Origin of the sequence: Nonomuraea sp. JJY05 (genome assembly GCF_043496855.1) — a bacterium.
GTDB lineage: Bacteria > Actinomycetota > Actinomycetes > Streptosporangiales > Streptosporangiaceae > Nonomuraea.
Window position 1 is genome coordinate 1 of sequence record NZ_JBIEIS010000105.1, and the last position, 6,822, is coordinate 6,822.

General features: G+C 72.8%; 4 protein-coding genes and 1 pseudogene. 3 read left to right on the forward strand and 2 right to left on the reverse strand.

Translation table 11 applies throughout. The annotated features are described in order from the left end of the window. A pseudogene (locus ACFKCF_RS61325) lies at nucleotides 1–155 on the forward strand (ATP-binding protein); the annotation flags it as partial. Nucleotides 156–215: 60 nt separating this feature from the next. Here ACFKCF_RS61325 and ACFKCF_RS61330 read toward each other — a convergent pair. Continuing rightward, nucleotides 216–1,205, reverse strand: coding sequence for a helix-turn-helix transcriptional regulator (locus tag ACFKCF_RS61330; RefSeq protein WP_394506713.1), 990 nt, complete (start codon nucleotides 1,203–1,205; stop codon nucleotides 216–218). A gap of 94 nt (nucleotides 1,206–1,299) precedes the next feature. On the opposite strand from ACFKCF_RS61330, the gene ACFKCF_RS61335 reads away from it, so the two are divergent. Continuing rightward, the gene (locus tag ACFKCF_RS61335; RefSeq protein ID WP_394506715.1) at nucleotides 1,300–1,698 is read left to right on the forward strand and encodes a VOC family protein; all 399 of its coding nucleotides are present in this window, start codon (nucleotides 1,300–1,302) and stop codon (nucleotides 1,696–1,698) included. Between the two features lie 515 nt (nucleotides 1,699–2,213). Next, on the forward strand, nucleotides 2,214–5,924 hold the full coding sequence (locus ACFKCF_RS61340; RefSeq protein ID WP_394506717.1) for a helix-turn-helix domain-containing protein: 3,711 nt from the start codon (nucleotides 2,214–2,216) through the stop codon (nucleotides 5,922–5,924). A gap of 54 nt (nucleotides 5,925–5,978) precedes the next feature. Here the strand turns inward: ACFKCF_RS61340 and ACFKCF_RS61345 are convergent, their stop codons facing one another. Next, nucleotides 5,979–6,689, reverse strand: a complete 711-nt coding sequence (locus tag ACFKCF_RS61345) for an alpha/beta fold hydrolase (protein WP_394506719.1) — start codon at nucleotides 6,687–6,689, stop codon at nucleotides 5,979–5,981. Nucleotides 6,690–6,822: the final 133 nt, after the last annotated feature.

Here is a 6,822-nt window from a genome sequence, read left to right on the forward strand (position 1 = left end):
ACCGGTTCTGGCGGGCCGAGAAATCGCGCAGCCGCCAGACCGGCGGCAGCGGACTGGGCCTGGCCATCGTGCGGCAGCTCGCCGAGGCGCACGGCGGGTCCGCGGCGGTGCGCAGCGAGCCTGACCGGGGCGCGACGTTCGTCCTGCGCCTGCCCCGCAGAACAAAGATCCGGGACTACATAGATGTGCCATCTCATGACATCGATTCCTCGCCGTCAGGCTTGGCGGGCGTAGGACGTGAGGCGCTCGGCGAGCGCGATGACGAGGTCGCGCAGTTCATCGGGGCGCTCGATGACGAACGGCCGGTCGAGTGAGGCGAGTACCGCAGGCAACCAGTCGAGCCGCTCCACCCGCAGCTCGACGCGCCGCCAGCGCTCGATCGCCCGCTCCTCGCCGGCCGCGGACTCGTGCTCCTCCAGGCTCGCGACGCTGGCGGGAAGGCGGGCGCGGATCTGCTCAACTGTCCCGTGGATCCGCAAGGTCACCTCATGCCGGTACTCGGCCGTGGCGAACGCTGACAACACCCGTTGCGCCGGACCGGGACCCACAGGCGTTTCGAATGAGCCGGGCAGGGTCCGCGCGTCTGCGATGCGATCGAGCCGGAAGGTTCGGTCCTCGCCGATCTGATCGTCCTTGCCCGTGACGTACCACCGGCCCGAATGGGCGACGATCCCGTACGCGTGCAGCGTGCGTTCGCTGCGCCGGCCGTCGCGGTCGGTGTAGCGGATCGAGACCGGTCGGCGGTGGCGCACCGCGTCGGCGATGGTGAGCAGGACCTCGGCGTCCGGGGTGTCGAACTCGCCGGGCTGATCCGTGAAGGCGAGAGCCTCCAGGAGCGTGTCGAGCCGGCGGGCGATGTGCTTGGGCAGCACCCGCCGGATCTTCGCCGATGCCGTCTCGCTTGCCGTGCGCTCAGTCGTCGTCAACCCTGCTCGGCGGCCGGCGACCAGGCCGAGCAGCACGGCCAGCGCCTCGTCGTCGCTGAGCATGAGCGGAGGCAAGCGGTAGCCGGGGGCGAGCCGGTACCCGCCGTAGCGGCCGCGCACCGACTCCACGGGCACGTCCAGGTCGATCAGCTGGTCCACATACCGCCGCACGGTGCGCCCTTCGACGCCGAGCCGGTCGGCGAGTTCGGCCACGGTCCGGGTGCCGCCCGACTGCAGCAGCTCCAGGAGGGTCAGCACGCGGCCGGTGGGTCGGGGCATGTTCGCAGCCTAACGCGGATACAGGACCGATTCTGTCCACTATTTCTCCTAGCCTGCGACGTGCACGCCTTTCCGCGCAGCCAAGGAGATTCCCATGGACTTCGTCTCGATCCGCATCATCACCAGCGACGTAGCGCGCCTCGTCGAGTTCTACGAGCGAGCCACAGGGGCGCGGGCGACGTGGGCCACCGAGGACTTCGCCGAACTCAGGACCGCGGGCGCCACCCTCGCGATCGCCGGCACCCGCACCGTCCCGCTGTTCGCCCCAGGCTCCGCCCGCCCGGCGGACAACCACAGTGTGATCACCGAGTTTCTCGTCGACGACGTGGACCGCGTTCACCAGAACCTGACCGGCTTCGTCACCGACTTCGTCAACGAGCCCACCACGATGCCCTGGGGCAACCGGTCTCTGCTGTTCCGCGACCCCGACGGCAACCTCGTCAACTTCTTCACCCCCGTCACCCCGGCGGCCATCGAGAAGTTCGCACGCTGACGCCACGCACAGCCGCTCACGCGGGAGCCCTGAGATCCCAAGGCTCCCGGTGAACGCGGCCACCGGAGTCCAGGAGCCCCACCAGAGGAACCTCCTGTTATCCGGGGCTGGTGGCGTTTTCAGGCACGTGTGGCACGTTGACCGGCCTGAGGGCATGTCCGCGTCGAAGGGTCCCCAGGTGTGTCGGCCGGCCCCATCGGACGCCGCCAGAACCGCTGGCCGGCGTCGAAGCGGTCCGAAGGCAGGAGCCGGCGATCTCGGTACCGACCTGCCGATCGCTGGTTGATCGTGGCCCGCTCTACTCTCGTTGAGCTCTCCGCCGCGGCGCCTCATCTCCAGGAGGCCAACCCCGCGCGCTCCTGCCCAAGGTGACCGGGGCGCTCGATGCCGCCGGGTCGGTCTCGGACGACGCGGTCGAGGAATGCCGCCCCTGCCGGGGAGTGGCCGGCGATTGTCCGTACAGCTCCGTACGCAGCCGGTTACCATGACGGCGAGCCGGGTCTGAGGAGGCGCTCGTGCAGGAGCAGGCACCCATCACGACCCGCGAGGAGTTCGGCCAGGCGCTGACCAGGCTGCGCGAGTCGGCCGGGGTGTCGGTGCGCCAGGTGGCGGCCAAGGTGGGGGCCGACATCGCCCCCAGCACGCTGGGCGACTGGTTCGCCGGGCGCGGCCTGCCCTCCCTCTCCTCGCGCGACCTGCTGGTCGAGGTCCTGCGGGTGTGCGGGGTGAGTGACGACGCCGCCGTGGAGCAGTGGCTCAACGCCTGGCACCGGGTGCGCCGCGCGCCCGGCCGCCGCCCGGCGGGGCCGGAGCCGTACCGGGGGCTGGCGGCCTTCGAGACCGAGCACGCCGAGTGGTTCTTCGGCCGTGCGGCGCTGACCGGGCAGCTCGTCGCCCGCCTGACCGAGCCCGGCCTGCGGCTCGTGGTGGGCGCCTCGGGCTCGGGCAAGTCCTCGCTGCTGCGCGCGGGGGTGGTCCCCGCGTTAGGCCGGAGCGCCGCCGTGTTCACGCCGGGCCCGCACCCGATGGCCGCGCTGGCGCGGCAGCGGGGCGAGGTGCTGATCGTGGACCAGTTCGAGGAGGTCTTCACGGTCTGCGAGGACCAGGACGAGCGTACGAGGTTCGTCGCGGCCCTGAGCGAGGCGGCGGAGCGGGCGGTGGTCGTGGTCGGCCTGCGCGCCGACTTCTACGGCCAGGCCATGCGCCACCCCGAGCTGCTCGCGGCGATGCGCTCCGGCCAGCTCGTGGTCGGCACGATGGGCGAGGACGAACTGCGCGCCGCCGTCGTGGAGCCCGCCCGCAAGGCCGGCACAGAGATCGAGAACGGCCTGGTCGAGCTGCTGCTGCGCGAGGTCGCCCCGGCGCGCGCCGACGGCGAGGCGCACGAGGCCGGCACGCTGCCGTTTGTCTCCCACGCCCTGTACGCGATGTGGCGCGAGAGCCAGGGCAGGCGGCTGACCATCGCCGACTACCGCAAGGTCGGCGGCATCGCCAGGGCCGTGGCCGACAGCGCGGAGAAGGTCTACCTGGCCCTGAGCGAACACCGCCAGGAGCTGGCCAGAAGGCTGTTCCTGACCCTCGTCCACGTGGCGTCCGACACCGCCGCCACCCGCAGGAGCATGACGATCGCCGAGGTCCTCGCCGACCACGACCCCGCCGTGGCGGCCGAGGCGGAGGACGTGCTCGACCGCTTCGTGGCCGAGCGCCTGATCACCGTCGACCTCGACAAGGTGCAGATCAGCCATGAGGCCCTGCTCACCGCCTGGCCCCGGCTGGCCGGCTGGCTGGAGAGCGACCGGGCGGGGCTGGCCGTCGGCCGCGACCTGGCCGAGGCCGCCGCGCGGTGGGCGAAGGAAGGCGACGACCCCGGCGCGCTCTACCGCGGATCGCGGCTGGCCGTGGCCCGCCTCTGGGCCGAGGGCGCCGGACCGCACGCCGCGCCCGGGCCGCAGGCCAGGCGGTTCCTGGCGGCGTCCGTCGAACGCCAGGACGCGGAGGCCGCGGCACAGCGGCGCGGCACCCGGCGGCTGCGCCGGCTCGTGGCCGTGCTGGCGGCGCTGCTGCTGCTGACCACGGCGGCGGTGGTCGTCGCGGTGCGCGGGCAGCGCGACATCGGCGACCAGCGCAACGCGGCGCTGTCCGGCAAGGTCGCCAACGAGTCGGTCGCGCTGCGGGCGGGCAACCCGGCGCTGGCCGCCCAGCTCGCCCTGGCCGCCCAGCGGCTCACACCGACCACCGAGTCGCGCGGCGCGGTGCTCAGCACGCTGGGCAACCCGTACGCCAACGTGCTGAACGCCCATGCCGGCGCCGTCTACGCGGTGAACTACAGCCCCGACGGCAGGCGGCTGGCCACGGTGGCGCTCGACGGCACGCTGGGGATGTGGGACGTGACCGATCCGCTGCGGCCGGCCGCGCTGTCGTCGGTGGTGGGCGACGCCAAGGGGATCTCCGCGGCCGCGTTCGCGCCGGGCGGGGACGTGGTGGCCACGGCCGGCAACGACAACACGGCCGACCTGTGGGACGTGCGCGACCCCCGGCGCCCCGTGGCGCTGGCCACGCTGAGCGGGCACACCTCGGGCATCATCGGGGTGGCCTTCAGCCCGGACGGGACGATGCTGGCGACCGCCTCCTACGACGCCACGGCCCGGTTATGGAACGTTACGAATCCCCGCAAGCCATATCTCCTGGGCACGCTCAAGGGCGCGCCCAAGGGGCTGTCGGACGTCGCCTTCAGTCCGGACGGCCGGACGCTGGCCGTCACCGCCTTCTCCAACGACGTCATGCTCTGGGACGTCGGCGACCCGCGCCACCCCGGACGCCTGCCCGACCTGCGCGGGCACACCAAGGCGGTGCTGGCGGCCGCCTTCCACGGCGACATGCTGGCCACGGGCGGCTTCGACAACACCGTACGGCTGTGGGACCTGCGCGATCCCCGGCACGGCAGACACCTGGCCACGTTCTCCGGGCACGAGGACGGCGTGGTCGCCATCGACTTCAGCCCCGACGGCCGCTCCCTGGCCACCGGCAGCTACGACCGCACGATCCGGCTGTGGGACCTGACCGACCTCCACGCCGACCCGATCGTGCTGACCGGTCACTCGAACACCGTCTACGCCGTGCGCTTCAGCCCCGACGGCCGCGCCCTCGCCTCCGGCGGGCGCGACGACACCGTACGCGTGTGGGACCTGGGCCGCCCCCTGCTCGGCGGCCACCGCGGCACGGTCTACGCGCTCGCCTACAGCCCCGACGGCCGCCTGCTCGCCACGGCCAGCCACCCGATGATCAAGATCTGGGACGTGTCGGGCGCCCCTCGCCCGCTGGCCACGCTGACCGGCCACGCCAACGGGGTCACCGCCGTCGCCTTCGCCCGCAACGGCACGCTGCTGGCCAGCACCGACCTGGACAGCTCCGTACGCCTGTGGGACCTCACCGACCCGGCCCGCCCCCGGCTCCTGTCCGAGACGGCGGCCGGCATCGGCAACATCTTCGCCGCGGCGATCAGCCCCGACGGCAGGAGCCTGGTGGTGGCGGGCGAGCAGTTCGACGTGTACGTCTGGGACATATCAGACCCCAGCCGTCCGGTACGCCGGGCCGTCGCCAAGGGTCACGAGGCCGCCGTCAACGCCGTGGCCTTCAGCGCCGACGGCCGGCTGCTGGCCACCGGCGGCGGCGACCGGACCATCAGGCTGTGGCGCACCGCCGACCTGGCCCCGCTCGGCGTCGCCAGAGGCCACGGCAGCACCGTCTACTACCTCGCCTTCGACCGCACGGGCACGCTGCTGGCCAGCGGCAGCGGCGACCGTACGGCCCGGCTCTGGAACGTGCGCTCCCTCGACCGGCCGATCGCCGTCCTGCGTGGGCATGCCGACAGCGTGCAGTCGGTGGCCTTCAGCCGCGACGGCCGCACGCTGGCCACCGCCGGCGACGACAGGACCGCGATGCTCTGGGACATCGCCGACCCGGCCAGGGCGACCGCGCTGGCCACGCTGACCGGGCACCTCGGGGAGGTCAACAAGGCGGCCTTCAGCCCGGACGGCGCCACCCTGGCCACGGTGTCCGGCGACTCGACCGCCCGCCTGTGGCCGGTCGACCCCGGCGCCGCCGCCCGGGGGATCTGCGCGCTGGCCTTCCCGCCGATCACCCCGGCCGAGTGGCGCCAGTATCTGCCCGACGTGCCCTACGACCCGCCCTGCCCAGCGGACGCCGCCCTCGCCCCCGCAGGCTGACCTACGCCTGGCGCGCACGCTCGCCGCACGGGCTGTGCGACGGCGGCAGGGCCGTCAGGCGGGGCCGATGCTGGTGGCGATGGCGCGACCCAGCTCCTCCGGACGGGTGAACTGCGGCCAGTGGCCCGTGGGCAGGTCGACGTAATCGGCGTGGCGGATCCTGGCGAGCTCCCGCGTGAACGCGAGCGACTGCTCCATCCACTTCTGGAGCGTCTCGGTCGAGAACTCGCAGGCGATGACGGTGACGGGCACCTCGTAGCGGCGCTCGTCGGACAGCCGCACCCGGTCGCTCGCGACCCGCGCCGGCGACGGGATCGCCCGCTCGCGGAACGCCGCGCGCAGCTCGTCGTCGAGGTCGATGAGGTCCTCCGCCTCGAAGAGCCCCCAGTCGGGCAGCGGGATCTCGCCGTTCTCGACGGGGAGCTCGTCGTTGATGAGGCCGCCCTCGCCGGGAGGCAGGCTGTCGACGTAGACGACCCGGGCGATGCGGTCGGGACGCGCGTCGGCGGCGACGTGCGCGATCGTGCCCCCGCCGGAGTGGCCGACCAGCACCACCTTGCCGCCGGCGGGGTCGAAGGAGTCGATCACCTTGACGACCGCGTCGACGTGGTCGCGCAGGGTGATCTCGGAGCGGTCGGCGTCTCTCGACTCCATGCCGGGCAGCGTGAGCGCGTGCGGGCGGTGCCCGGCCTGCTCGATCGCGGGGACGACCGCGTCCCACGACGAGCCGTCGAGCCAGAGGCCGGGAATCAGGATGATGTCCATCGCCCCGAGGCTAGAGCCAACGCCGTTCAGTTAAAGCGGGGGTCTGTTCGTCAAGGTCTATGAACGAGGAAGCGGAGCTGCTGTAGAAGAGGTGTGTCACTCCAAGACATCCTCACCACAGGAGCTCCGCTGT